Source organism: Brevundimonas sp. UBA2416 (assembly GCF_002343105.1).
Lineage (GTDB): Bacteria > Pseudomonadota > Alphaproteobacteria > Caulobacterales > Caulobacteraceae > Brevundimonas.
This window is the reverse complement of record NZ_DDRM01000041.1, coordinates 2239-27864: the sequence shown is the minus strand read 5'-3', so window position 1 is coordinate 27864 and position 25626 is coordinate 2239. Positions and strand designations below refer to the sequence as shown.

Below are 25626 nucleotides of genomic sequence, written 5' to 3'. Positions count from 1 at the left end.
GCCTCGATGCCGCCGACGCCCCAGCCGAGGACGGCCAGGCCGTTGATCATGGTGGTGTGGCTGTCGGTGCCGACCACGGTGTCGGGATAGGCGACGGTCGCCTTGCCCTCGGCCACGGTCCAGACGGTCTGGGCCAGGTTCTCGAGGTTCACCTGGTGGCAGATGCCGGTGCCGGGGGGCACGACGCGGAAATTGTTGAAGGCCGACGAACCCCAGCGCAGGAAATTATAGCGCTCGATGTTGCGCTCATATTCGCGCTCGACGTTCTGGTTGAAGGCGCCGGGCGTGCCGAAATGGTCGACCATGACCGAGTGGTCGATGACCAGATCAACGGGCACCAGCGGATTGATCTTGGTCGCGTCGGCGCCGAGCGCGCTCATGGCGTCGCGCATGGCGGCCAGGTCGACCACGGCGGGCACGCCGGTGAAGTCCTGCATCAGGACCCGGGCCGGGCGGAAGGCGATCTCGTGCTCGACCGAGCCCTTGTTCTCGATCCATGCGGCGACGGCCCTGAGGTCGGCTTCGCTGACGGAAACCCCGTCCTCATTGCGCAGCAGGTTCTCCAGCAGCACCTTCATCGAGCGCGGCAGGCGGGAAATCCCGGTCAGGCCCGCTTCCTCAGCGGCCGGAAGGCTGTAATAGGCGTATTTCTTGCGCCCGACGGTGATGTCCCGGCGGGTCTTGAGGCTGTCGACTGACGGCATGGAGAGGCTTCCTCTGGTTCACGCCGCCCGACAATCCGGTTGCACGAACGCGCGGTCGACGGCGGGGCGCACAGGTCCCCGACGCGCGCGGCGAACGCCTGCTGCGGCGGGGCCGGATATAGCGAGGGTTCCGGGGCGCGTCCATGTATCCCCGTCGGGCATGGGGTCATTGCGAACGGGTCGCACAAACGCTCTCCCTCCCCCGAAGTGGGGAGGGTGGTCGCGCAGCGACCGGGTGGGGAATTCCAGACGCACCCCACCCTGTCGTCGCTTCGCGCCGACATCCCTCCCCATGAAGGGGAGGGAGACGCAGTGATCACCGTCTCCGCCCTCACGGTTTCCCGCGGCGAACGCGTGCTGTTCCGTGACCTGTCCTTCCACATCGCCCCGGGCGAGGCCGTGGCCCTGACCGGCGCCAATGGCGCGGGCAAGACCAGCCTGCTGCGTGCGCTGGCCGGCTTCATCCGGCCCGATGCGGGGATCATCGCCTTCGCCGACAGCGAACCCGCCGAGGCCCGGACGCGCCACATCCACTGGCTGGGCCATCAGGATGGGCTGAAGACCGGCCGTCGGGCTCGCGACGAACTGACCTTCCAGTCGGAATGGGCCGGCGCCGATGCGGACGGGATCGCCGCCGCGATCGATGTCCTCGCGCTGGAGCCCCTGCTTGACCTCGAGGTGCGCAAGCTGTCGGCCGGACAGCGCCGCCGCCTGGCCTTCGCGCGTCTGGTCGCCGCGCCGCGCCCCCTGTGGCTGCTGGACGAGCCCTTCGCCCCGCTGGACGCCCGCTGGCGGGCGGCGCTGGGCCTGATGATGCAGGCGCATCTCGACAAGGGCGGCGCCATCCTCGCCGCCGTTCATGATCCCCTGCCGGTCACGGCGCGGCCGCTCGATATCGGGGCCGGGCGATGAAGGGGCTGATGATCCTGTTCCGGCGCGAGCTGGCCCTGGCATGGTCCGGCGGCGGCGGGCCGCTGCTAGCCTGCGGCTTCTTCCTGTGTCTGACGGCGCTGATTCCGCTGGCGGCGGGCGGCGACCCGGCGGGCCTGAGGCCGATCGCCGGCGGCGTCGCCTGGCTGGCCCTCGCCCTGTCCTCGATCCTGTCGCTGGAGCGGCTGTTCGAGCGCGATCTGGAGGACGGCGCCCTCGACCTCATCGCCCTCGGCCCCGTCCCGCTGGAGCTGGTCGTCCTGACCAAGGCCAAGGCCCAGTGGCTGGCGGTCGGCGTGCCGCTGGCCCTGACCGCCCCGGTCGCCGCCATCACCCTGGGCCTGCCGCCGTCGCTGGCCCCGCTGGTCGCGCTTTCCGCCCTGATCGGTTCGCTCGGCTTCGCCCTGACCGGCGCGCTGGGCGCGGCGCTGGCGCTCGGGTCGAAGCGCGGCGGCCTGCTGATCGCCGTGGTCGTGCTGCCGCTGTTCATCCCGCCGGTGGTGTTCGGCGCGGGCGCGCTCGAGCGGGCCGTCAACGGCCTTGATCCGGCCCCGGCGCTCGCCTTCCTCGCCGCCTATGTCCTGTTCGCGGCCGTGGTCACACCGTTTGCTGGCGCGGCGGCAGTGCGGAACGCGCAGGGGTGAGGCCAGCCGCGCGAAGCGCAATTTGAGGCGGTTGTCGGCTCAGGGTTCGTCACAACGGACACAACGGTCTCACAGCGGGCACGACGGGGCCGGAGCCTGACGCGATCCCGTTGTGTTCGTCGTGGCTTCGTTGTGTCCGTTGTGATGAACCAGCTCGACCCAGGGGTTCTTGGGCTTCGCGCGGTGGAACCCGCCGGTCAGGCCTTCTTCACGAACTCGGTGCGCAGCACCAGCCCGCGGACCTTGTCGACATTGGCCTCGATCTCGTCCGCATCCCCGGTCAGGCGGATGTTCTTGACCAGGGTCCCGCGCTTCAGCGTCACCCCGCCCGAGCCCTTGACCTTGAGGTCCTTGATCAGGGTCACGCTGTCGCCGTCGGCCAGGATGTTGCCGTTGGAGTCCTTGGTCACGTCGTCGGTCATGGCGGGTCTTTCGGGTCGGGAGTATCGCCCCATAGCACGCCGCCCGCGACCAGACGCCACCCGGAGAAGTCCGTATATGGCGCGCGCCCGTCCGGCCCGCTAAAGACCGGACGATGTTCGGCCTCGCCAATCCCGACCGGTTCCTGCGCTTCACCCGTCCGCTGACGCCGGTGCTGTGGGGGCTGGCCGCCGTCCTGCTGGCGGCCGCGACCTGGTTCAGCTTCATCGCGCCCGAGGACTATCAGCAGGGCGATACGGTGCGGATCATGTTCGTCCATGTGCCCGCCGCCACGCTCGGCCTGATGGCCTATGCCGCGCTGGGCGTGTCCAGTTTCTTCGCCCTGGTGTTCCGCCATCCGCTGGCCGATGCCGCCGCCCGCGCCGCCGCCCTGCCCGGCGCGGCGTTTACGGCCCTGGCGCTCGTGACCGGCAGCCTGTGGGGCAAGCCGATGTGGGGGGCCTGGTGGGCCTGGGGCGATGCGCGGCTGATGTCGGTGCTGATCCTGTTCCTGTTCTACCTCGGCTATATGGCGCTGCGGGCCTCAATCGACGATGAGGCGAAGGCGGCGCGGGCCGCCGCGGTGCTGGGGCTGGTCGGGCTGATCAATCTGCCGATCGTCAAATTCTCGGTCGACTGGTGGAACACCCTGCACCAGCCGGCCTCGTTGCTGCGGGCCGATGGACCGTCGATGTCCGCCGTCTTTCTCACGCCCCTGCTGATGATGATGGCCGCCTGGACCGCCCTGTTCCTGGCCATCTGGCTGACCTCGATCCGCACCGAGATCATTCGCCGGCGGGTGCTGTCGATCCGCGCCCGCAGGGCTCTGGAGGCCTGATCATGCTCGACCTCGACATGGGCAAATACGCCGCCTTCGTCTGGCCCGCCTGGGGCCTGAGCGCCGTCGTTCTGGCCGCGCTCACCGCCCGCGCCCTGACCTCGGCCCGCCGCTGGTCAGCGGAGCTCAAGCGGCTGGAAGACGAACCCCGGTCATGAGCCGCTGGCTCTCCGTCGTCCCGCTGATCGTCCTCGTGGCGCTGGCGGCCCTGTTCATCGGCTGGTCGCTGAAGCGCGATCCGGCGATCAAGCCTGACGCCATCGTCGGCCAGCCGATCCCCGAGACCGTCCTGCCGCTGCTGACGGGCGACCAGCCCGGTCCCGGCCATCTCGACCTGAAGACCGCGGGTGTCGGCAAGCCGATGCTGGTCAATGTGTTCGCCAGCTGGTGCGCGCCCTGCCGGGCCGAGCATCCCGCTCTGATGGCGCTCCAGGCGCGCGGCGTGGCCGTGGTCGGGGTGGCCTGGAAGGATGATCCCGTCGCCACCCGCGCCTTCCTCGACGAACTCGGCGATCCCTATACCATGGTGCTGGTCGACCGGGATGGCCGGGCGGGCCTCGATCTTGGCATCACCGGCGCGCCCGAAACCTTCGCCGTCAATGCCATGGGTCAGGTCGTGGCCAAGTCGTCCGGGCCCCTGCTCGACGCGGCCGAGATCGAACGGCTGGTCGCCGCCATTCAGGCGCCGGCCCGGCCGCTGCCCACGTCCACGCCGCGCGAACCGGGGCGTTAACCTCTTTCCGACGGTTTTCGTTAACCCTGCCGGCATGAGCGCGATTCGACCCAACCTGCCGTCCTTCCCGACCCCGCTGCAGCCCGCACAGGCCCCTGTGCGCGCGGCGCGTTCGGACTTCTTCAGGGCGGCGCTGGATGCGGTGCAGGCCGGGGGCGCAGAACCGCCCGTTCGCACAGCGACAGTGCAGTCCACAACGGCGGCTGACGAAGAGCGGCCCCCGCGCCCCGGCGCCCTGCTGGACATCCGCGTCTAGCCATCCACCGCCTCGTTCGGCCTTCACGCGAAAATGAGCGGCGCGTTTTCGCCTGCCGTGATTAACCTTTGCGCCATGCGGACGAGGGGCTGGATCATCCCTGTTGCGGCTCTCACGGCCGCTCTTGTCGCGGCGGGGTCTGTGGCCCAGCCGTCGTCGGCCCGTGCCGCCCGGGAAGCCCCGCCTGAGCCCGTGGTCATCGAACTGTTCACCGCCCAGGGCTGCGCCGGCTGTCCCGAGGCCAACGCCCGGTTCGAGTCCGTCGCGACAGAGCCCGGCGTGATCGCCCTGACCTACGCCGTCGACTACTGGGACTATCTGGGCTGGGAGGACACCTTCGCCCGGCCGGAGTTCGCCCAGCGCCAGCGCGCCTATCGCAAACCCCTGCGGCTGCGGGACGTCTCGACCCCCCAGGTGGTGATCGACGGCCGCCGTCAGGTCGTCGGCGCCCAGACGCCGGCCCTGCAGAGCGCCATCGACGAGGAGGCCGCGCGCCGCGTCTTTCCGCCCGAGATCGAATTCCGCGAGGGCGGCGACCGCGTCGGGGTCGGCTCGGGCCGCGCGCCGGCCGGGGGCGCCGAGGTGGTGGCCGTGACCTTCACGCCCGGGCCGCAGGAGGTCGAGATCGCGCGGGGCGACAACCGCGGGCGCACGGTGCGGCACATGAACGTGGTGCGCTCGGTGCGGACGCTCGGCGAATGGACCGGCCGTCCCGCCCTCTACGCCCTGCCCGCCGCGCTGGAACCAGGGCTGGCCGTCGCCGTCCTGGTTCAGGCGAAGGATGACCGGCGCATCCTGAACGGCGCCGTCCTGGCTCCGCACTGAGACATCGGCGGCGTCGTGTCAGTTTCCGTCAGTATCCCCGTTCTCCCAAAGCTCCGGAAAGTGCATGATCGGCCCGCAGTCCATGGGCCGGACAGCGAGCGGGAACGGTGATGCGTATCGGCGGACGGACATGGATCGGCGCGGGCCTGGCGATCAGCCTGCTTTTCGGCTGCGCCGCCATGGCGGCGGCCGGGCAGGACGACCTTGCCAATACGCCGGCCGCGCGCGGCGTCACCCAGGTCCTCACCGCCGCCGAACTGGCCGCCTGGGGCCGCGACCGCAATGACGCAGGGGCCCTGATCATGGCCGCGCGTCTGCTGGCCGAGGTGCCTGTTCGCCAGGCCGGAGACGAGGCCCCCTTCCTGACCGCCGCCAGCCTGCTGGACGAGGCCGCGGCCATGGCCGGTGACAATCCCGGCGTCGTCGACGCCATCGACCGGCTGCGCGACCCCCTGACCCGGGGCGTGCGCTCCTCAACCTTCGGGGCCGGTCCGGTCCTGACCGTGAAATCGCTGCAGGCCCGCGAGCGCTGGGCCTTCGACGTTGAGGCGCGCGGCGGTGAAATCCTGCGCGTCGCGGCCATCGGCGACGGCGACACCAATATCGACCTGGTCGTGCGCGACGCCCGCGGCGCCGTGGTCTGCCGCGACGGCTTCGGTGACCACTATCCGGTCTGCACCGTCTCGCCGCGCGCCGGCGGCCAGATGCAGATCGACATCGTCAACCGCGGCGACGTCTGGACCAAGGTCCAGGTCCTGAGCAACTGAGGCCCTGCCGGATGATCGCTGCCAGACTCGCAAGGTATCTGGCTTCGGTCGCCGCAATCGCCGCCGTCCTCGGCGCCGGCCCCGCTCCCGCGCGTCAGGAGTCGCCCGCCGCCCTGCGCGCCGAGGCGTATGAGGCCGCGCAATGGGCCATCGCCTCCGACGCCGCCGACGCCCTGGCGCGTGTTTCGGCCCGGTTCGCCCAGGGCGACGACGCCCTCGGCCGGCTGGCGGAAGAGCGCGAGACCCTGATCGAGCGCCGCGATCGGCTGGAGCGCGAACTGGAGCGGCTCTACGCCTCGGAAGACGCCGCCGCCCTGGCCGAACGCGCGCGGAGCCGGACCGCGTGGGAGGCGACCGTCGAACGACTGCGGACCGTGGACGCCGACATCGACGCCCGCTTCCCCGCCTATTCCGAACTGACCAGCCCGCGCGCCCTGTCGATCGCCGAGACCCAGGCCCTGCTCGGCCCCGACGAGGGCCTGCTGCTGGTGCTGGTCAATCCCGAGGCGACCTATGTCTGGGGCGTTTCGCGTGAGCGGGTCGAATGGGCCCGGGCGGAGACCCTCGGCGACGCGGCCATGACCGAGGCGGTGAACCGGCTGCGCGCCTCCCTGACCAGCGCCGGCGCCGTGCGCGGCGGGCAGGACGTCGATCCGCTCCTGTTCGCGGGGCCGCAGGCGACACCCTTTGATCGCTCCACGGCGCATCGTCTGTACACGGAGCTCGTAGAGCCGGTCGAAAGCGCCTTTGAAGGCAAGACCACCCTGATCTCGGTCGTCACCGGCGCCCTGACCTCCCTGCCCCTGTCGGTGCTGACGACCGGCGCGCCGTCCGGCTCCGATGCCGCGCCCGAAGCCCTGGCAGCGACACCATGGCTGATCGACCGTTACGCCCTCGCCACCCTGCCGTCGGTGTCGAGCCTTGAGGCCCTGCGCTGTCATCTGGTCGCCGACCCCGCGCTGCGCAGCCCCGGCTGTCCGCCCCGTCGCGGGGCCGTGGCGCGCCGGGCCGACGCCGGCGGCGCCCGCCTGCACCTCGCCGCCTTCGGGGCCCCGCTGCTGACCGGCGAACCTGTGAACGCCACGCGCGGCTCGCCGGCGGCGGACGATGTCATGGGCGAAGGCCGGCTGGCCGATGTCGGCAAGCTGCGCGCCCTGCCCGCCCTGCCCGGTTCGAAGCTGGAACTGGAGACGCTGAAGACCCGCTATCCTGAAGCCCTCGTCCGGATCGGTCTCGAGGCGACCGAGCATGCGGTGCGCGCCGTCGACGCCGACGCCCTGTCGCGCGCGCGGTTCGTGGTCTTCTCGACCCACGGCCTGATGGCCGGCTCCGCCGCCGCCGAGCCCGGACTGGTCATGACCCCGCCCGATCAGGCCACCGAGGCCGACGACGGCTATCTGAGCGCCTCCGAGGCGGCCCAGCTGCGGCTCAATGCCGAGTTCGTGGTCCTGTCGGCCTGCAACACCGCCGCCTCCGACGGGCGGCCCGGCGGCGAGGGACTGTCGGGTCTCGCGCGCGCCTTCTTCTACGCCGGGGCCCGGTCGGTGATGGTGTCGCACTGGGAGGTGTCCGACGCCGCGACGACGACCCTGATCACCTCGACCTTCGCCGATCTCGACGACAACCGCGCCGGGGATCCCGGCGTCCGCGCCCGGGCGCTCCAGGCCGGCATCCGCGCCGTCCGCGCCGAACGCCGCTGGGCGCATCCGGCCTATTGGGCGGCCTTCACGCTGGTCGGCGAGCCGGGGTGAGAGAGGGTATTGGGGATTAGGGATTAGGGACTAGGTCGCAGCGGGGCCGAACGGATCGACGGCCGGACAAGCCCCCCAAGCCCCAAGCCCTCCTAATCCCTAATCCCTAATCCCCAATACCCTCCTCAGGCCCCCGCCTTCTCCGCGAAACTCAGCGCGCCCGCCGCCAGCATCGGCACCTGGGCCGCCATGGTGCGGGCGTGGGCCGAAGCCGCCGTCCCGTCCCGGACGCGCCCGGCTATGCCCTGACAGATGGCCGCGAGCCGGAACAGGTTGTAGGCGAACAGCCAGTCCAGATTGGCCGGCGCGGTCCCCGTCAGCTTCGCATAGCGCTCGACCGTCTCGGCCACTGACGGAATGCCGAGCGCCTCGATATCGGCTCCGGCAAGACCGTTCCGCGCCGTCGCCGGAATGACCCAGGCGATGAGCAGATAGGAAAAGTCCGCCATCGGATCACCAAGCGTCGACAGCTCCCAGTCCAGCACGGCGCGGACCTGCGGCCCGTCGTGGGCGAGGATCAGGTTGTCGAGGCGGAAGTCCCCATGGACGATCCGCGTCGGTCCGTCCGGCGGCAGGGTGACTGGCAGGAACTCGATCAGTCGGTCCATCGCCGGAATCGGATCGATCTCCGAGGCGCGATACTGTTTGGTCCAGCGCCCGACCTGCCGCTCGAAATAGTTGCCGGGCCGTCCGTAGTCGGACAGTCCGATGGTGGCGGGCTCGAAGGCGTGCAGGGCGGCAAGCGTATCGACCTGGCTGTCATAGATGGCGCGGCGCTGGGCGGGCTCCATGCCCGGCAGTTTCAGGTCCCACAGCACCCGGCCCTCGACCTTGTCCATGACATAGAACATCGAGCCGATGACGCTGTCGTCCGTGCACAGGGCGTAGGGCCGGGCGACCGGATAACCTTGCTTGTGCAGGGCCGAGATTACGGTGAACTCACGATCGACCGCATGGGCGCTGGGCAGCAGGGTCCCCGGCGGCTTGCGGCGCAGGACATAGGCGTGGCCGGGCGTGACGAGTTCATAGGTCGGGTTCGACTGCCCCCCCTTGAACTGGCGCACGCTCAGCGGCCCTGCATAACCCTCGACACTCGCCGCGAGCCAGCGATCCAGCGCCGCCTCATCGAGCGCATAGCGGGGATCGACCTCCCGCGTCCCGGAGAAGGTCGCCTGGGCATCGGCAATTTGCGCGTCTTCGGTGGGTTGGGTCATGCGTCTTCCGGGTGGGCGGCGATGATGGCCGCGCGGACCGCGCCGCGCCAGCCCTTCAACAACCGCTCGCGCTCTTCCGGTGCCATCCGGGGCGTCCAGCGCGCCGGGGCCTCGACCGGATGGTCCTCCAGATCATCGATCAGGCCGACGCCCAGCGCCGCCAGCTTGGCCGCGCCCAGCGCCGTCATTTCCTGGAACGCCGGGCGTTCAACCACGACGTCGCAGATGTCGGCGACGAACTGCATGGCGAAAGCGTTGGCGGTGACCCCACCGTCGACTTTCAACACCTTCAGCTTCGGCGCCCCGTCCTTTTCCAGCGCGTCGAGCAGGTCGCGGGTCTGGTAGGCCAGCGATTCCAGCGCCGCTCGCACCATCTGGGCCGGGCCGCTGTCGCGGGTCAGGCCGACGATGGTTCCCCGCGCCTCCGGCTCCCACCAGGGCGCGCCGAGGCCGGTGAAGCCGGGGACCAGATAGACGCCGCCGTTGTCCTTCAGCCCCTGGGCCATGGCCTCGGATTGGCGTGACTCGCTGATGACCTTCAGCCCGTCGCGCAACCACTGGATCGCCGAACCGGCCGAGAAGATGGAGCCCTCAAGGGCGTATGCGACGTCCTCGCCGACCGCATAGCCCATGGTGCCCAGCAGACGGCTGGTCGAGCCGACGGCTTCCGCCCCGACATTGGCGACGAGGAAGGCGCCGGTGCCATAGGTGATCTTGGCGTCCCCGGCCTTGAGCGCGCCATGACCGACCAGCGCCGCCTGCTGGTCACCCGCCGCGCCATGGATGGGCAGGGCCGCGCCGAACAGGGTCGCGTCGCAGTCACCAAGGGGATCGGCGCAGCCGCGAATCTCCGGCAGGACCGCCATGGGGACGTTGAACAGGTCTGCGAGCTCGGGCCGCCACTGGCGCGTCGACAGGTCCATCAGCGAGGTGCGGCTGGCGTTGGTGGCGTCGGTGACGTGGCTCGCGCCGCCCGTCAGCTTCCAGATCAACCAGCATTCGATCGTGCCGACCCTCACCTCGCCCTTCGCCGCGCGATCCCGGGCGCCCGGCACGGCGTCCAGCAGCCAGGCGAATTTCGAGGCCGAGAAATAGGGGTCGAGGATCAGGCCGGTCGCCGCCTGAACCATGGGCTCATGGCCGGCGGCGGCCAGTTTGCCGGTCACGTCCGCCGTGCGCCGGTCCTGCCAGACAATGGCGCGATGCAGCGGTTCGCCCGTCGCGGCGTCCCAGAGCACAGAGGTCTCGCGCTGGTTGGTGATGCCGATGGCCGCGAACCGGCCGACCCCGCCGGCCTTGCGGATCACCTCGCGGCAGGTCTGCAGGGTCGCGGTCCATATCTCGGCGGCGTCGTGCTCGACCCAGCCTGGATGCGGGAAATGCTGCTCCAGTTCGATCTGGCTGACGGCGACCGGCCGCAGCCCGCCCTCCGGCGCGGCCTCGAAGGCGATGGCCCGGGTCGAGGTCGTGCCCTGGTCGATGGCGAGGATGAGGGACTTCATCCCGGCAGGTTAGAGCGGCGGCCCGGAGACTCAACCGGTCATCGCGGCGAAGCCGCAATCCTTGAGCCGGACCCGCGAGAGGAGGTTCATCACAACGAACACAACGGGTCACAACGGGAGGGGAGTCAGGCGCAGGCCCCGTCGTGCCCTTTGTGGATTCTTCGTTGTGTTCGTTGTGATGAACCTTCCGGCCTTCAAAGCCGGCTTCGCCGGGAGGAAATCACGCGGTATGGATATCCCATGCACACCGCCTCCTTCGCCGGCGTCCGGGACGCCGCCCGCCAGATCGCCGGCCAGGCCGTGCGCACGCCGCTGATCGAGAGCCCCGCGCTGAATGCGCTGACCGGGGGCCGCATCCTGCTGAAGGCCGAAAACCTCCAGCGCGCCGGGGCCTTCAAATTCCGCGGGGCCTGGAACCGGATCAGCCGGCTGACCGACGCGGAGAAGGCGCGCGGCGTCGTCGCCTATTCCTCCGGCAACCACGCCCAGGCCGTGGCGGCGGCGGCGCAGATCCTGGGCATCGAGGCCATCATCGTCATGCCCGCCGACAGTCCGAAGGTGAAGGTCGAGGGCGTCATCGGCTTCGGCGGCGAGGTCAGGATGTATGACCGCTACACCGAGAGCCGCGAGGCCATCGGCGAGGAGATCGCGGCTTCCAAAGGCTCCGTCCTCGTCCGCCCGTTCGACGATCCCTTCGTCATCGAAGGACAGGGCACCATCGGGCTGGAGATCATGGAACAGGCCGACGGCCTGATCGACCAGCTGGTCTGCGGCGCCTCCGGCGGCGGCCTGATCGCCGGGATCAATCTGGCGATGGAGGCCCTGTCGCCGGACAGCCCGGTGATCGCCGTCGAACCGCACCACTACAACGACATGCAGCGGTCGATCGCCGCCAACGAGCGGCTGACCCATGCGCCCGCGCCGGGCACCATCTGCGACGCCCTGATGACCGATCGTCCCGGCGAGCTGACCTTCCCCATCAACCAGCGCGTCGACCGGGTCGAGACCGTCTCGGACGCCGAGGTGGCCGAGGCGGTGCGCTACGCCTTCCGGGTGCTGAAACAGGTGGTCGAGCCGGGCGGCGCCGTGTCGCTGGCCGCCGTTCTGGCCGGCAAGATCGAGACGCGCGACCGCACCACCGCCGTCATCCTGTCGGGCGGCAATGTCGACCCGGCCCTGTTCGCCGCCATCATCGAAGACCGTTTCACGCCCATCCCCTGAAGGAACCGACCGCATGAGCCGCACCGAACGCAAGGGAACCCCCACCCCCGTCGCCGACCTGCCGGGCCTGATCGGTCAGGAGATCGGCGTCAGCCGCTGGATCACCGTCGACCAGGCCCGCATCGACGCCTTCGCCGAGATCACGGAGGACCGCCAGTTCATCCACATCGACCCGGTCGCAGCGGCCCAGACCCCGTTCGGCGGGACCATCGCCCACGGATTCCTGACGCTGAGCCTGCTGTCGGCCATGACCTATGACGCCGTCCCGCCGCTGGAAGGCGTGGTGATGGGCGTCAACTACGGCTTCGACAAGCTCCGCTTCCTCGCCCCGGTGCCGGCAGGGTCCAACGTCCGGGGACGGTTCAAACTGCTGTCCGCCGAGGACAAGGGCCCAATGGGGGGCGGCACCCGCTGGCTGCTGAAGCACGAGGTCACGGTCGAGATCGAGGGCGCGGACAAGCCGGCGTTGATCGCAGAGTGGCTGGGGATGCAGGTGGTAGGCGGCTAGCCCTCCCCCAGACACCTCAACGCCACCTCGAGGTTCCGCAGCCCGTCCTCGCCCGTGACCGCCGGCGGTTCGCCCGTGCGGATCGCGTGCGCGAAGGCCTCCAGCTCCTTCTTCAGCGGCTCGGCGGGCCAACTGTTGACGGCGCGGGTCTGGTAGGAGCCGTCAGCCTGCTGGCCGAAATACTCCGTGACTTGACGGGTGATCAGATCGGCGACCACGAACCGGTTCATGGTCGCGACCTGCAGGGTGCGGACCTTGTAGGGCGTGACCCAGTTGGTGGTGATGTGGGCGATGGTTCCGTTGGCAAGACGGAACTGGAGCAGGGCGGTGTCCTCGCGCTCTGCCTTGGTGCGGGCCAGTTGCGGCTGGACCTCGACGATCTCGGACTCCGTCAGGTGGCGGATGATGTCGATGTCGTGCACCGCCAGATCGATGACCACCCCGACCTCGCCCATGCGCGGCGGGAAGGGACCGACGCGGGTGATCTGGATCGAGATGACGTCGTCCCCGTCGATGGCGCGCTTGACCGCCTCGACCGCCGGATTGAACCGCTCGACCTGGCCGACCATCAGCACGCGGCTATTGGCTTTTGCCGCATCGATCATCCGCTGGGCGTCGGCGACGGTGGCGGCGATCGGCTTTTCGACCAGCACATGGACCCCGGCCTCAAGCAGGGCGACGCCCAGTTCGGCATGATGCCGGTTCGGCGTGGCGACCACGGCGGCGTCCAGACCGGCGGCGACGAAGTCAGCGGCGACGGTGAAGGCCCTTGCGTCATACAGGCCGGCGACCCCCTCGGCCGTGGCGGCTTCCGGGTCAAAGACGGCGGTCAGGTCGAAGTCGCGGATGTCGGACAGGACGCGCGCATGGTTGCGGCCCATGACGCCGACGCCGGCGACGCCGACCTTGAGCGGGGGGAGGTGCTGGGTCATGCGCGGTCCTTAGCGGAAGCTGGCGACCGCGGCGATGATCCGGTCCTGGGTCGCCTCGTCGAGATCCGAATGCATCGGCAGGCTGATGACCCGCTGCATCAGCCGCTCGGTGACCGGCAGGCTGCCAGGCCCCTTGGAGAACCGCGCATAGGCGGGCTGCAGATGCATGGGCACGGGATAGTAGACCGCCGTGGGTACGCCCTGGTCCTTCAGATGCGCTGCCAGGCCGTCGCGGTTCTCGTGTTCAATCGTATACTGGGCCCAGATCGAGACCCCGCCTTCGATCACGGCGGGCACACTGGCGACGTGAGGCGCGAGGCCTGCCGCGTAGCGGTCCGCCGCGCGGTTGCGCCACTCGATCTCCTGGGCGAAGACCTTCAGCTTCTCGATCAGGACGGCGGCCTGGATAGTGTCCAGACGGCTGTTCATGCCGATCCGCATGGCCAGATATTTGGGGTCGTGGGCGAAGGTCTCGCCAGGCTTCATGTCCTTGGCGACGACCTTTCCGTGGACCCGCAGCGAGTCCATTTCCTGGGCGAGATCGTCATCGTCCGTGAGCACCGCGCCGCCGTCGCCGTAGCAACCCAGCGGCTTGGCCGGGAAGAAGCTGGTGGTGGTGATGTCGGCCCATTTGATGGGATGGTGGCCGTTCAGGGTGCAGCCGAAACCCTGGGCCGAATCGGCGATCAGCTTGAGACCATAACGGTCACAGATGGCCTTGATGGCCGGATAGTCAGCGGGCTGGCCGAACAGGTCGACGGCGATGACCACGCGGGGCTTGAGCCGACCCTCCTTCAGGGTCGCCTCGATCGCCGCCTCCAGCTGGACCGGGTCCATGTTGAAGGTCCGCGGGTCCACATCCACAAAGACCGGCGTGGCCCCCAGCCAGGGCACGACCTCCGCCGTGGCCGTGAAGGTGAAGCTGGGACAGAAGACCGCATCGCCGGTGCGGATGCCCCAGGCGATCAGCGGCAGGATCAGGGCGTCGGTGCCATTGGCGCAACCGAGCGCGTGTTTCGCCTTGCCGAAGGCGGCGAGGTCGGCCTCGAACTGTCGCACCTGCGGGCCCATGACCCAGGCGCCGCCGACGACGGCTTCCTGCACGGCGGCCTCGATCCGGCCGTTGAGACGAAGGCGCTGGGCCTGCAGGTCGATAAAGGCGATGCTCATGTCAGGATGGTCTCCGGGCGCGCGGCAGGCTGGCGTCAGCGCCATGGTGGTTGCGCCCTCCTACCAAATCGTCCGCTGTCCCGCCAAATCCCGCGCCGTCACTTCGCGTGACGGGTTGCAACGACCGTGTACGGCGCCGTATGCCCGGAAATCATGAATTCTGGCGTCCCCGCCGTCTTCCTCGATCGCGACGGCGTGCTGATCGAGGACACCGGCTATCCCCATCTGGAAGAGCATCTCCGCCTTATGCCCGGCGCGGCGGAGGCTGTGCGGCACCTGAATCAGCTCGGCTATCTGTGCGTCATCGTGACCAACCAGTCGGGCGTCGCGCGCGGCCTGTTCACTGAAGACCAGATGAAGGCCTTCAACACCCTGGTCGTCCGCAAGCTGGCGGCCAAGGGGGGCGTGATCGGCGCCGTCTACGCCTGTCCCTTCCACAGCGAGGGCCGGGTCGAGGCCTGGATCCATCCCGACCATCCGGACCGCAAACCCAACCCCGGCATGATCCTGCGGGCCATCGCGGATCACAATATCGATCCGGCGAAGAGCTTCATGATCGGCGACCAGCCGTCGGACATGGAGGCCGCGCGCCGCGCCGGCGTTCCGGGCTTCCGCTTCGAGGGCGGCGACCTGTGGGAATTCGTGCGGGAACTGCTCGGTCATTGAAGCGCTGACGCCGGCTGTCAGTTCGCGTCGGGTGGGAATTCCCTCACCCATGAAATAGGCTGCGCCGACAGCCTTTTTGGAGCCCGTCATGACCCAGACCTTCGCCGAGCGCCGCTGGTCCAGTGCGGATGGGCTGAGCCTCTACGCCCGCGACTATGCCGCGGCGTCCGGCACGGCGAAACTGCCGGTCATCGCCATCCACGGCCTGACCCGTAACTCGGCCGATTTCGACGCCATCGCCCCGCTGATCGCCCAGAGCGGCCGGCGGGTGCTGGCCGTGGACATCCGCGGGCGGGGCCAGTCGGACCGCGCCCGCGACCCGATGACCTATCAGCCCGTGACCTATGCCCAGGACGTGCTGGCCCTGATGCGCGACCTCGGAATCGAGCGGGCGGTCTTTCTCGGCACCTCCATGGGCGGGCTGATCACCATGGCGCTGGCCGCCATCCGGTCGAAGGTCATCGCCGCCGCCATCATCAATGACGTCGGCCCCGAAGTAGCGAAGGAGGGCCTGACCCGCATCGCCGCCTATGCCGGACAGCCGGTCGAGATCAACAATTGGGCGGACGCGGCGGCCTATGCGCGCAAGCTCAACGGGGTCGCCCTGCCACACCTTTCAGACGAAGACTGGGACGCCTTCGCCCGCCGCACCTTCCGCATGGGCACCGAGGGCACGCCGATCCCGGACTACGACCCCGACATCATGGTCCCGATCCGGGCGGCGGGAGCCAAGGCCCTGGTCCCCAATCTGTGGCCCTTCTTCACCCGCCTGGCCAAGGGCCGGCCGACCCTGCTGGTGCGCGGCGAGACCTCCGACCTGCTCAGCCCCGAGATCGCGGCGAAGATGCGCAAGCGCGCGCCGAAGATGGATTTCGTCGAGGTCCCCGGCGTCGGCCACGCCCCCATGCTCGACGAGCCCGAGGCCAAGGCGGCGATCTTTCCGTTCCTGAGCGAGCTGCCTTGAGCGGAGTGATTAGTGATTAGTGACTAGTGGTCAGGGATTGCCGCTTCGCTGCTGGCGGAAGGGCGACGCCGGCCGTCGTGCTGCGCAGTCGGCGGCCAACCACTAATCACTAACCACTATCCACTCTTTCTCAGTCCGGGACGTTGGCTTCCAGCTCATCCAGCCACACCCGCGCCGTTGCGTCAGACGGCGCGCGCCAGTCACCACGCGGGCTCAACGAGCCGCCGGTGACCACCTTCGGCCCGTTCGGCAGGGCTGACCGCTTGAACTGCGACGTCTGGAAGAAGCGGAAGAGGAATTTCCGCAGCCAGTGTTTGATCGTGGCGAGGTCGTATTCGACCCGCTCGTCGTCCGGCGTGGCCGTCGGCCAGTGGCCGGTCGCCGCGTCTTTCCAGGCCTGATGGGCCAGATAGGCCACCTTCGACGGCTTGAGGCCGAAGCGGGTGGTGTAGAACAGGAAGAAGTCGTTCAGCGCATAGGGGCCGACGGTCGCCTCGGTGGACTGCAGCCTGCCGTCCGCGCCGGCGGGGACCAGCTCGGGCGAAATCTCCGTGTCCAGAATGGCCTGCAGGGTGTCCGCCGCCCCACCCGTATGCTCCTTCATCGCCACCCAGCGGATCAGATGCCGGATCAGGGTCTTCGCCACCCCGCCGTTGACGTTGTAGTGGCTCATATGGTCGCCGACGCCATAGGTGCACCAGCCCAGCGCCAGCTCCGACAGGTCGCCGGTGCCGAGCACGAAGGCGTCGTGCTGGTTGGCCAGGCGGAACAGATAGTCCGTCCTCAGACCGGCCTGCACATTCTCGAAGGTGATGTCGTGAACCGGTTCGCCCTTGGCGAACGGGTGGCCGATAGCCTCCAGCATGGTCTGCGCGGTCGGGCGGATGTCGATCTCGGCGCCCGTGACGCCCAGCGCCTTCATCAGGGCCCAGGCGTTGGCCTTCGTCCCCTCCGAGGTGGCGAAGCCGGGCAGGGTGTATGCGAGAATCCCGGTCCTCGGCAGGCCCAGCCGGTCGAAGGCGCGGCAGGCGACCAGCAGGGCCTGGGTCGAATCCAGCCCGCCCGAGACGCCGATGACGACCTTGTCGCCATGGGTCGCCTTCATCCGGCGCATCAATCCCTGCACCTGGATGTTGAAGGCCTCGTAGCAGTCCTGATCCAGCCGGGCCGGGTCGTCGGGCACGAAGGGGAAGCGGTCGAGGGGGCGGAGGAGGTCGCCATGCGGACCCGTGGGCGCGTCCTCCTCGACGATCAGCAGCCGTCCGATATGGTCGTCCTCGCCCGCCCGCCGGGCCTCGTCACGGGCACAGTCGGCGAAGGTGCCGGTGCGCAGACGGTCCAGGCCGATCCGTTCGACGTCGATATCGGCGATGGTCAGATGCGCCTCCATCGAGAAGCGCGGGCCGGACGCGATACAGGCGCCCAGTTCGTGGATTGTCGCCTGCCCGTCCCAGGCGAGATCAGTCGTCGATTCGCCCCAGCCCGAGGCGGTGAAGACATAGGCCGCCATGGCGCGCGCCGACTGGCTGGCGCACAGCAGGCTGCGGTCATCGGCCTTGCCGATCAGCACATTCGAGGCCGACAGGTTCAGCAGGATGCGCGCGCCGGCCAGGGCCAGCCGCGTCGAGGGCGGCAGCGGCGCCCAGTAGTCCTCGCAGATCTCGACCCCGAAGACGAAGCCGGGCCGCCCGGCGACCTCGATGACGAAATTGGTCCCGAACCACGACGCCCAGTCGTCGCCGATCCGCAGGCCGCCGCGCGCCTCCCGGCCCGGCGCGAACCAGCGCTTTTCATAGTATTCGCGATAGTTGGGCAGGAAGCTCTTGGGGATCACCCCCTGTGCCCGGCCCCCGGCCAGGACGAGGGCGCAGTTGTACAGGGCGTCTCCCTGCCGGATCGGCGCCCCGACCACGGCGATCACCCCGGCCTCATGCGCCGCCAGGGCCAGAGGCTTGATGCAGGCTTCAACCCGATCCAGCAGCGCGTCCTGCATCAGCAGGTCGTCGATGGCGTAGCCGCTCAGCGACAGCTCGGGGAAGACCATCAGATCCACGCCCTGCGCGCCGGCCTGTTGGATCAGGGCGATGTGCTCGGCGGCGTTCGCAGCCGGGTCAGCGGTATGGACCACCGGCGTCGCGGCGGCCACGCGGACGAAGCCGTGGGTGCGGGGCGAATGGAACGGGTGGGTCTTGGGCATAAAGATTTCCGCTCATCCCCGCGAAAGCGGGGACCCAGTACTGTCCAGCTTGACGCCGGCGGATTGGACCGCCGTTTATGCTCATACAGGGCAAAACCGCCCGGCCAAAGCACTGGGTCCCCGCTTTCGCGGGGATGAGCGGGTTGAATAGATGCAAGACTCTTACGGACCGCGTGATTTTGCCGAACGAACCCGCTAAGCCCGCTGCATGAACGACGCGCCGAAAAAGGGCTGGCTCTCGCGCCTGACCGAGGGCCTCTCCCGCTCCTCGAAACAGATGACCGAACAGGTCGTCGCGACCTTCATCAAGGAACCGCTGTCCGAGGCCGCGCTCGAGGGGCTGGAAGAGCATCTGCTGGAGAGCGACCTGGGGCCCGCCGCCACCGACCGGATCGTGGCCCGCTTCCGCGAGCTGCGCTTCGGCGCCGGCGCCAATGAGCGCGAGGTCAAGGAGGCGCTGGCCGAGGCCGTGACCGCCGAACTGATCAGTCACGAGGCCCGCTACGAGCCGCTGAACGGCGCCCGCCCCTTCGTCACCCTGTTCGTCGGGGTCAACGGCTCGGGCAAGACCACGACCCTGGGCAAGATCGCCGCCGACCTGACCGGACAGGGCGCCAGGGTGATGATCGTCGCCTGCGACACCTTCCGCGCCGCCGCCCGCGAACAGCTGAAGGTCTGGGCCGAGCGCGCCGGGGCCTCATTCGAGAGCCGCCGCGACGGCGCCGACCCCGCCGGCTTGGCCTTTGACGCCTATACGAAGGCGAAGGTCGAGGGCTACGACGTCGTCCTGATCGACACCGCCGGGCGGCTGCAGAACAAGTCCGCCCTGATGGACGAACTGCTCAAGATCGTGCGTGTGCTGAAAAAGATCGATCCCGAGGCCCCGCACGAGACCCTGCTGGTGCTGGACGCCACCGTCGGCCGCAACGCCCTGGCGCAGGAACAGATCTTCGGTCGCACCGCCTATGTCTCCGGACTGGTCATGACCAAGCTGGACGGCACGGCGCGCGGCGGGGTGCTGGTGCCCGTGGCCCAGGCCTCGGACGCCCCGATCAAGCTGATCGGCGTGGGCGAAGGCATCGAGGACCTGCAACCCTTCGACGCGCGAGCCTTTTCAAGGTTGCTGGTCGGGCTTGAGGATTGACGCATGAGTGACGCCGCCGCCGCCGAACCGGCCCCGAAGACCGACTCCCGCCTGCGTCAGCTCGTCGATTTCGGCGGCCTGCTGGCCTTCGGTCTCGCCTTTCTGGTGATGCGCCTGCGCGGCATGACCGGCGATGAGGCCCTGGTCCAGGCGACCTGGTTCCTGGTCGCAGGGTCCGCCGTGGGTGTGGCGGTCGGCCTGATCGTCGAGAAGCGTCTGGCCCTGATGCCGCTGCTGGTCGGCGGCTTCGCCCTTGTCTTCGGTCTTCTGACCGTTCTGACCGGCGACGGCCTGTGGGTGAAGGTCAAGGTGACGGCGCTGAACCTGTCGCTCGCAGTCGCCCTGATCGGCGGCGTGATGCTCAACAAACAGCCGCTGAAAGCCCTGCTGGGCACGGTGATCCCGATCAACGACCGGGCGTGGCGGACGCTGACCCTGCGCTATGGCATCTATTTTCTGGCCGTTGCCATCACCAACGAACTGATCCGCAGCGAGGCCCTGGTCGGCTGGGTGGCCGGGCAGATAGGCCGCGGGGACGTTGATCCCGCCGATGTCTGGGTCAGCTTCCGGGGCGTGCTGTGGATTGCATCCTCAGCCTTCGGCCTGTCGCAGATCCCGCTGATCATGCGCAACCTGACCTCGACCGATGCGCCGGTTGATGCGATGGCGCCGGCGAAGCCTGACACCGCGCCCTGAAATATCTGGACCGCCGACGGAGCGTCCGTCGTCAAACCGTAAAGCACCGCTGCTACGCATGGCCCATCGAGGCCGAAGGGATACGGTTCATGGTCAAGTCCGGGAACAAGTTGAAGCGCAGCGGCGGCCTTGCCGCCTCGCCCAGCCACCTGATGCACCGTGTGCTGCAGCTGGCGCTCGACATCTATTCCGAGGAAACCGGCCCCGACGGCCTGACCCAGCGCCAGTTCGCCGTGCTTGAGGCCGTGTCGCAGAGATCCGGCCTGACCCAGACCGATCTCGTCCGGGCCACCGGTATCGACCGCTCGACCCTGGCCGACCTGGTCTCGCGCATGACGACCAAGGGCCTGCTGGACCGCGAGAAGTCGAGCATCGACGCCCGCGCCAAGGCCGTCAGCCTGTCCGCCGCGGGTCAGGCCGCACTGGACGCGGCCCGCCCGAAGGTCGAGGCCGCCGACAAACGCATCATGGCCCTGCTGCCCAAGGGCAAGCGTGACGGCTTCCTGGGCCTGCTGTCCGAACTGGCCGGCGAGGCCGACGCGGCGCCCGACAAGGCCAAGGCCGAGGCCCGCGCCGCCAAAAAGGCTGCGCGCGAGGCGAAGAAGCTGGCGAAGAAGGCGGCCAAACCGGCGAAGGCCGAAAAGCCGGTCAAGGCGCCCAAGGCCGAAAAACCCGCCAAGCCGAAGAAGGCGAAGGTCGTCGAGCCGGCCTGAGCCCCGCTTTCGTCATCCCGGCGAAGGCCGGGACCCAGCGGCGCCGCGACGGCGGCGAAACAACCGCGGCGGCGGCGGCGAGTCGCTGCTCGCTGCCTGTGCTCCCGACAGTTTCGCGCTCGCGCGCGCCGCTGGGTTCCGGGTCTACGCTGCGCTCCGCCCGGAATGACGATAGCAACGGAGAGCGGCGTTCAATCCATCAGCTGCTGCGCAAGATACACATAATGCCTCGCCCAGCGCCGCGCGTTGGCGACCGGGTCGGCGTCGTTGGAGTGACCGCCCGCCGTATCCTCGAAATAGAGGTGGTCGTGGCCCATCTCGCCCAGCCGCGCCGCGAATTTCCGCGAGTGTCCGGGGTGGACCCGGTCGTCGCGGGTATTGGTCGTGATATAGACACGAGGATATTCCGCGTCCGGACGAAGTTGCTGATAGGCCGAATATCGCGCGATCCAGGCGGCCTCTTCCGGTATGCGCGGGTCGCCGTACTCGCCGATCCACGAGGCCCCGGCGGGCAGTTCGTGATAGCGCAGCATGTCGATCAGCGGGCTCTCGATCACCGCCGCATTGATCAGCTCCGGATGCTGGGTCATCGTCACCGAGGTCAGCACGCCCCCGTTCGAACGACCATAGATGCCGGTGCGGCGCGGCGAACTGATCCCGCGCCGGTGCAGGTCAGCCGCCACCGCCGCGAAATCGTCGAAGGCCAGTTGGCGGTTTTCGTTGAGCACCGACTGGTGCCATTGCGGCCCGAACTCGCCGCCGCCGCGGATGTTGGCCTGGACGAAGACGCCGCCGTTCTCGAGCCACAGCTTGCCCATCTCGGGCTTGTAGGCGGGCGGGAAACTGACCTGGAAGCCGCCGTAGCCGAACAGGATGGTCGGGGCTGAGCCGTCCATCGCCATGTCGCGCGGACGGGTGACGAAATAGGGGATCATGGTCCCGTCCGAGGACCGCGCCTCGAACTGTTCGGTGACATGGGTGGAGGCGTCGAATTTGGCCGGCGCGGATCGCAGTTCAGTGATGGTCGCCGCACCGACGTCCGCCACGCTGAGGGTTGGAGGCGTCAGGAAGCCCTGGGTCGAGAGGAAGACCTCGCCCCGCGACTTCGAACTGTCGCCCAGACCCACGGCGCTATTGGCAGGCACGGCGATGTCTGTCGCACGCCATCCGCCGGAGGCCGGATCGAAACGCTTCAGCGTCCCAACGACATTGTCCGAGACAACGGCCAGGATGCTGTCGGACATGACCCGCACGCTGTCGATCGACTGCCGCTCGCCCGGGGCGAAAACCACGGCGGCGGTGCCCGTCCCGGCCTCTGAAAGCCCGTCGAGGCCGGCGACGACCATGGCCCCCGCCGGCAGGGTGCCCCCGCGGACGTGCCAGTCCTCGTCGAGCGAGAACACCAGCCGCTCGCCCATGGTCCCGTTGATCCCGACCCGCTCAGGCAGGTCCAGTTTGACCACCCGGCCATCGACCCAGCGCCATGTTTCGGCACGGAAGGTGTCCAGCGGGCGCCGGAAGATCACCGCCTCGACCGCGCCGGCAGCGCTTCGGTAGACGCTCGGGCTGACTCCATACCCCCCGTCGCCGATGTCGCCGCGATAGACTTCGGTGGCCTGCGCCAGCGTCTGCCCGCGCGTCAGCGACTTGACGATGAAGGGATAGCCGCTCTCGGTAAGGGTGCCCGGACCGAAATCGGTGGCGACCAGAAGCGTGTCGGCGTCCAGCCAGCTGATCCGGTGTTTGCCCTCAGGCAAGCTGAACCCTCCGTCCACGAACGATCGCGTCGTGGTGTCGAACTCCCGCACCACCACCGCATCCTTGCCGCCGTCGGACAGGCTGATCAGGCAGCGGGTCTCGGCGGGGACTAGACAGTTGGCGCCCTTGAACACCCAGTCCCGGCCCTCGGCGCGGGCCAGGGCGTCGATGTCGAGCAGGGTCTCCCACTGGGTATTCGCCGAACGGTAGCTGTCCAGCGTCGTGCGCCGCCAGATGCCCTTGGGATTGGCCGCGTCCTGCCAGAAGTTTCCGATGCCGTCGCCGAGGAAGCTGGGGCCGGGGATGCGGTCGGTGGCGGTCAGGATCGCCTCGGCCTGCTGCCGGAACGTCTCATACCGCCGGTCGCCCTCCAGCGAGGCCAACGCCCGCCGGTTGGACTCCGCCACAAAGGCCATGGCCTCGGCCCCGTTGACCTCCTCAAGCGCCAGATGGTCGTCGGCGGCGCGGACTCCGGCGGGCGTCAGGTCGGCGGGGAAGTGGGGCGGCGGCGCCTGCATGACGCGCGGAACCTCGTCCACCGACAGGGCCCGGACCGGTATCGGCGCCGGGCCGCCCGCACAGGCCGCGAGCAACAGCGCCGGAAGGGCGGCGGACAGGATCAATCGGTTCATGGTCAAACTCCGCACATCAAAACATCCGCCGCCGGAGGATGCCCTATTCCGCCGCCGGCGCGTCCATCAGCCGACGCGTCAGATAGGTGTATTCCAGCGCCAGCCGCCGCGCGGTCTCGCGCAGATTGGCCCCCGCCGCGTGGCCGCCGTCGGTGTTCTCGTAGAACAGCACCGGATAGCCCAGCTCCTCCAGCCGCGCCGCCGCCTTGCGGGCGTGGCCGGGGTGGACGCGGTCGTCCTTGGTCGAGGTGTGGATGAAGACCTCGGGATAGGGCTGGTCGGCGCGCAGGTTCTGATAGGGCGAATACTGCTGGATCCAGGCCCGCTCCTCCGGGATGTCCGGATTTCCGTATTCCGCGATCCAGCTGGCTCCGGCCAGCAGGCGGTGGAAGCGCAGCATGTCGAACAGGGGCACCTGGATGACGGCGGCGTTGATCAGGTCCGGGCGCTGGGTCAGCATCGCCCCCATGAACAGCCCGCCCTGCGACCCGCCCATGATCCCCAGCCGCGGCTGGCTGGTGATCCCGCGGGTGATCAGGTCCTGGGCCACCGCCTGATAGTCCTCATGCGCCCGCTGGCGGTTGGCCTGCAGCGCCGCCTGGTGCCAGTTGGGGCCGAACTCGCCGCCGCCGCGGGTGTTGGCGATGACATAGACGCCGCCCCGCTCCAGCCACAGCTTGCCGACCGTGGCCGAATAGCCGGGCAGCAGCGACGACTGGAAGCCGCCGTAGCCGTACAGCAGGGTCGGGTTCGAACCGTCCATCGGCATCTCGTCGCGATGAACGACGAAATAGGGGATCATCGTGCCGTCGGCCGAGCGGGCCTCGAACTGGTCGACCCTCATGCCCTCGGCGTTGAATTTGGCCGGCAGGGATTTGGTCAGATCGGCCTCGCCCGTCGCCGCATCGGCGAGGAACAGGCTCGACGGGTTCAGATAGCCGGTGACGCTGACGAAGATGCGGTCGTCCAGTTCGCTGGCCGAGCCGACGCCGACCGAGACGTTCTGCGGCAGGTCCAGCCGGCTGCGCGCCCATTCGCCCGACGGATTGGGTTCATACACATAGACCGAGCCGCGGACGTTCTCGTAAAGCGCCACGACCAGTTTGTTGCGGGTATTGGAGATGCCCTCAATGGCCTCGCGCGGGCCGGGGCGGATGACCAGCTGCGCCCGCACGGTTGGATCGGCCAGCCAGGCCGCCAGATCATAGGCGATCACGTCGCCGGTTTTGAACGCCTGCCCTGAAGGGGCGGTCCAGTCCTGATCCGTGGTGAAGACCATCTGTCCACGGACGAGCGCATTGATATTGGACTTGGCCGGCAGCTCCAGCTTCGTCGTCGTGCCGTCGGCGTTCAGCCGGTGCGTCTCGCCCTCATAGAAGCTGACGCCGCGGTTGATCAGGGTCGCCTGCACCACGCCGTCGGCGTCCCGCAGCGTATAGCCCGAGACCGAGACGTCGGTCGGCTGGCCCGTGAACACCGTCTGCGCCTGATCGACGGTCTGGCCGCGCTTCAGCACCTTGACGATCATCGGATAGCCCGAGCTCGTGAGCGTTCCGGGCCCGAAATCGCGCGAGATCAGCAGGGTGTCCTCGTCCACCCAGGACGCGCCACCCTTGGACTCTTCCAGCACGAAACCGCCCTCGACGAAGGTGCGGGTGGCGCGGTCGAACTCGCGGATCGTCACCGCGTCCTTGCCGCCGTCCGACAGGGAGACGAGGCAGCGGGTCTCCTCAGGCGGCAGGCAGGTCGCGCCCTTGTAGACCCAGTTCTTGCCCTCGGCCGCGGCCAGGGCGTCGACGTCGAGAATGGTTTCCCAGACCGGCTCGGCCGTGCCGTAGCTCTCGACCGAGGTGGTGCGCCAGATGCCGCGCACATGGGTCGCGTCCTGCCAGAAATTGTCGATCACCTCGGTACCGCCCTGACGACGGAAGCCCGGGGCGGGAATGCGGTCACGCGACTGGACGATCTCCAGCGCCTGCTGATGCAGACCTTCGAACCGCGGGTCGCCGCGCAGTACGCCGAGCGAGCGCTCGTTCTGGGCATTGACCCAGGCCATGGCGCGCTCGCCCTCGATCTCTTCCAGCCACACATAGGGGTCGGTCGCATCCGAGGTCGCGAAGGCGCCCTCCGCCAGCGGCGGATTGGGCGGGGTCGGGGTCTGGGCCATGGCGCTCGTGCAAAGGGCGGTGGAAACGAGAAGCGCGGCGAGCGCGGCGTTACGGATCATGGAACGGTGTCTCCGACGATGGGTCGGGCGGCACCTTAACGGCGGGTCGGGTTGCGGCAAGCCGGGCGCGTCGAGGTTACGGCTTTGTCATCTTGGAGGAGTGGCGAGTGGCTAGTGGCGAGTGATTGTCGCCCAGCCTTCAGCAGAAGGGCGGCGCGGGCCGCGCCACCGCACCGGCGGCGGCCAGCCACTCGCCACTAGCCACTAGCCACTA

Annotated in this window: 25 protein-coding genes; 16 read left to right on the top strand and 9 right to left on the bottom strand. The window is 69.0% G+C overall.

Annotated features, from left to right (window positions below; genetic code table 11):
- Positions 1–704: aconitase family protein (locus tag B3E43_RS13105; protein ID WP_292030209.1), on the bottom strand; the 704-nt coding region annotated here is incomplete at its 3' end.
- Between the two features lie 312 nt (positions 705–1016).
- On the opposite strand from B3E43_RS13105, the gene ccmA reads away from it, so the two are divergent.
- The gene (ccmA, locus tag B3E43_RS13100) at positions 1017–1616 is read left to right on the top strand and encodes a heme ABC exporter ATP-binding protein CcmA (RefSeq protein ID WP_292030206.1); all 600 of its coding nucleotides are present in this window, start codon (positions 1017–1019) and stop codon (positions 1614–1616) included.
- Entirely contained in the window at positions 1613–2278 is a 666-nt protein-coding gene (gene ccmB, locus B3E43_RS13095) for a heme exporter protein CcmB (RefSeq protein WP_292030205.1), read from the top strand. Before ccmA ends, ccmB begins: the two co-directional genes overlap by 4 nt.
- A gap of 197 nt (positions 2279–2475) precedes the next feature.
- Here ccmB and B3E43_RS13090 read toward each other — a convergent pair whose 3' ends face one another.
- The gene (locus B3E43_RS13090) at positions 2476–2700 is read right to left on the bottom strand and encodes an alkylphosphonate utilization protein (protein ID WP_292030203.1); all 225 of its coding nucleotides are present in this window, start codon (positions 2698–2700) and stop codon (positions 2476–2478) included.
- A gap of 113 nt (positions 2701–2813) precedes the next feature.
- On the opposite strand from B3E43_RS13090, the gene ccmC reads away from it, so the two are divergent.
- The 7 genes from ccmC (at position 2814) to B3E43_RS13055 (ending at position 7868) form a co-directional block, all read left to right on the top strand.
- Positions 2814–3536 carry a heme ABC transporter permease CcmC gene (ccmC, locus tag B3E43_RS13085; protein WP_292030200.1) on the top strand — a complete coding sequence of 241 codons (723 nt, stop codon included), beginning with the start codon at positions 2814–2816 and terminating at the stop codon, positions 3534–3536.
- A 2-nt stretch (positions 3537–3538) separates the two neighbouring features.
- Entirely contained in the window at positions 3539–3694 is a 156-nt protein-coding gene (gene ccmD, locus B3E43_RS13080) for a heme exporter protein CcmD (RefSeq protein WP_292030199.1), read from the top strand.
- Positions 3691–4269 carry a DsbE family thiol:disulfide interchange protein gene (locus B3E43_RS13075; protein WP_292030197.1) on the top strand — a complete coding sequence of 193 codons (579 nt, stop codon included), beginning with the start codon at positions 3691–3693 and terminating at the stop codon, positions 4267–4269. The genes ccmD and B3E43_RS13075 overlap by 4 nt, the downstream gene beginning before the upstream one ends.
- 34 nt (positions 4270–4303) lie before the next feature.
- Positions 4304–4525, top strand: coding sequence for a hypothetical protein (locus tag B3E43_RS13070; protein WP_292030196.1), 222 nt, complete (start codon positions 4304–4306; stop codon positions 4523–4525).
- A 192-nt stretch (positions 4526–4717) separates the two neighbouring features.
- Positions 4718–5350, top strand: a complete 633-nt coding sequence (locus tag B3E43_RS13065) for a DUF1223 domain-containing protein (RefSeq protein WP_292030195.1) — start codon at positions 4718–4720, stop codon at positions 5348–5350.
- Positions 5351–5460: 110 nt separating this feature from the next.
- Complete coding sequence (locus B3E43_RS13060; protein WP_292030192.1) at positions 5461–6117, top strand: hypothetical protein; 657 nt, start codon at positions 5461–5463, stop codon at positions 6115–6117.
- An 11-nt stretch (positions 6118–6128) separates the two neighbouring features.
- A complete protein-coding gene (locus tag B3E43_RS13055; RefSeq protein WP_292030190.1) occupies positions 6129–7868 on the top strand; it encodes a CHAT domain-containing protein in 1740 nt (579 codons plus the stop codon).
- A 125-nt stretch (positions 7869–7993) separates the two neighbouring features.
- Here the strand turns inward: B3E43_RS13055 and B3E43_RS13050 are convergent, their stop codons facing one another.
- Both B3E43_RS13050 and glpK read right to left on the bottom strand, forming a co-directional pair.
- On the bottom strand, positions 7994–9082 hold the full coding sequence (locus B3E43_RS13050) for a phosphotransferase family protein (RefSeq protein WP_292030188.1): 1089 nt from the start codon (positions 9080–9082) through the stop codon (positions 7994–7996).
- Positions 9079–10584, bottom strand: coding sequence for a glycerol kinase GlpK (gene glpK, locus B3E43_RS13045; RefSeq protein WP_292030186.1), 1506 nt, complete (start codon positions 10582–10584; stop codon positions 9079–9081). The genes B3E43_RS13050 and glpK overlap by 4 nt, the downstream gene beginning before the upstream one ends.
- Before the next feature lie 240 nt (positions 10585–10824).
- Between glpK and B3E43_RS13040 the strand changes: the two genes are divergently transcribed.
- Both B3E43_RS13040 and B3E43_RS13035 read left to right on the top strand, forming a co-directional pair.
- On the top strand, positions 10825–11805 hold the full coding sequence (locus tag B3E43_RS13040) for a threonine ammonia-lyase (RefSeq protein WP_292030185.1): 981 nt from the start codon (positions 10825–10827) through the stop codon (positions 11803–11805).
- Between the two features lie 13 nt (positions 11806–11818).
- Positions 11819–12313: a MaoC family dehydratase gene (locus B3E43_RS13035; RefSeq protein WP_292030183.1), complete on the top strand. Its 495-nt coding sequence runs from the start codon at positions 11819–11821 to the stop codon at positions 12311–12313.
- On the opposite strand, the gene B3E43_RS13030 is transcribed toward B3E43_RS13035, so the two are convergent.
- Together B3E43_RS13030 and B3E43_RS13025 are read right to left on the bottom strand one after the other, a co-directional pair.
- Positions 12310–13245 (bottom strand): Gfo/Idh/MocA family protein, encoded by a 936-nt coding sequence (locus tag B3E43_RS13030; RefSeq protein WP_292030182.1) that lies wholly within the window; start codon positions 13243–13245, stop codon positions 12310–12312. The genes B3E43_RS13035 and B3E43_RS13030 overlap by 4 nt on opposite strands.
- A 9-nt stretch (positions 13246–13254) precedes the next feature.
- The gene (locus B3E43_RS13025) at positions 13255–14415 is read right to left on the bottom strand and encodes a DegT/DnrJ/EryC1/StrS family aminotransferase (protein ID WP_292030181.1); all 1161 of its coding nucleotides are present in this window, start codon (positions 14413–14415) and stop codon (positions 13255–13257) included.
- A 153-nt stretch (positions 14416–14568) separates the two neighbouring features.
- Here B3E43_RS13025 and B3E43_RS13020 point away from each other — a divergent pair, with 153 nt between their 5' ends.
- Together B3E43_RS13020 and B3E43_RS13015 are read left to right on the top strand one after the other, a co-directional pair.
- Positions 14569–15081 carry a D-glycero-alpha-D-manno-heptose-1,7-bisphosphate 7-phosphatase gene (locus tag B3E43_RS13020; RefSeq protein ID WP_292030179.1) on the top strand — a complete coding sequence of 171 codons (513 nt, stop codon included), beginning with the start codon at positions 14569–14571 and terminating at the stop codon, positions 15079–15081.
- Between the two features lie 88 nt (positions 15082–15169).
- Positions 15170–16045: an alpha/beta fold hydrolase gene (locus B3E43_RS13015; RefSeq protein WP_292030177.1), complete on the top strand. Its 876-nt coding sequence runs from the start codon at positions 15170–15172 to the stop codon at positions 16043–16045.
- A gap of 130 nt (positions 16046–16175) precedes the next feature.
- Here B3E43_RS13015 and B3E43_RS13010 read toward each other — a convergent pair whose 3' ends face one another.
- Positions 16176–18242 carry an NAD(+) synthase gene (locus B3E43_RS13010; RefSeq protein WP_292030174.1) on the bottom strand — a complete coding sequence of 689 codons (2067 nt, stop codon included), beginning with the start codon at positions 18240–18242 and terminating at the stop codon, positions 16176–16178.
- 208 nt (positions 18243–18450) lie between these two features.
- Here B3E43_RS13010 and ftsY point away from each other — a divergent pair, with 208 nt between their 5' ends.
- From ftsY to B3E43_RS12995, 3 genes are all read left to right on the top strand, one after another.
- The gene (gene ftsY / locus B3E43_RS13005) at positions 18451–19386 is read left to right on the top strand and encodes a signal recognition particle-docking protein FtsY (protein WP_292030172.1); all 936 of its coding nucleotides are present in this window, start codon (positions 18451–18453) and stop codon (positions 19384–19386) included.
- Positions 19387–19389: 3 nt separating this feature from the next.
- A complete protein-coding gene (locus B3E43_RS13000; RefSeq protein ID WP_292030171.1) occupies positions 19390–20082 on the top strand; it encodes an inner membrane-spanning protein YciB in 693 nt (230 codons plus the stop codon).
- A gap of 89 nt (positions 20083–20171) precedes the next feature.
- Entirely contained in the window at positions 20172–20795 is a 624-nt protein-coding gene (locus B3E43_RS12995) for a MarR family winged helix-turn-helix transcriptional regulator (protein ID WP_292030169.1), read from the top strand.
- Between the two features lie 191 nt (positions 20796–20986).
- On the opposite strand, the gene B3E43_RS12990 is transcribed toward B3E43_RS12995, so the two are convergent.
- Positions 20987–23071, bottom strand: coding sequence for a prolyl oligopeptidase family serine peptidase (locus B3E43_RS12990; protein ID WP_414631359.1), 2085 nt, complete (start codon positions 23069–23071; stop codon positions 20987–20989).
- A 157-nt stretch (positions 23072–23228) separates the two neighbouring features.
- On the bottom strand, positions 23229–25412 hold the full coding sequence (locus tag B3E43_RS12985; protein WP_292030165.1) for a prolyl oligopeptidase family serine peptidase: 2184 nt from the start codon (positions 25410–25412) through the stop codon (positions 23229–23231).
- Positions 25413–25626: the final 214 nt, after the last annotated feature.